Annotated in this window: 1 protein-coding gene; it reads left to right on the forward strand. The window is 40.8% G+C overall.

Translation table 11 applies throughout. The annotated features are described in order from the left end of the window. The coding region (locus ACS8FD_RS23740) for an SIS domain-containing protein (protein ID WP_439277655.1) at window positions 1–310 on the forward strand (310 nt) is incomplete at its 5' end. Between the last annotated feature and the right edge of the window lie 237 nt (window positions 311–547).

Consider the following 547-nt stretch of genomic DNA (forward strand, 5'->3'; position numbering starts at 1 on the left):
GTTGGCATTGGTAGATAAAGACATGCCAATTGTGGTACTTGCACCAAAAGACAATATGTTCGATAAGCTTAAAGCCAACATGCAAGAGGTACATGCGCGCCACGGTGAGCTGTTTGTATTCGCCAGTGAAGCTAGCCAAATGGTAGCGGAAGATAGATTGCATGTGGTCTATGTACCTGATGTCTGCGAGATACTCGCACCGATCGTTTATAGTGTTCCTGTGCAGCTGTTGTCGTACCATGTCGCTGTTATGCGCGGTACAGACGTCGATCAGCCACGTAACTTGGCCAAGAGTGTCACAGTCGAATAGTATAAGTTATTGATTTTTAATTAAAACTTATTAATAAATAAGGTTTTATTTTAAATACTACAGTAACATACCGAATCCTCCGCTATCTTATGCAAAACAAATGGCGGAGGTTTTTTTGGAATAATGAAAATAAAACAAGCTCCATCGCAATGGAGCTGTCGATATATTATCAACCATTTATCACACCTGCTGATAACCACTTAAGCGTCTACATCAATTCAGCCAAATCAGTCAACG

This window comes from Psychrobacter sp. 1U2 (genome assembly GCF_051847575.1).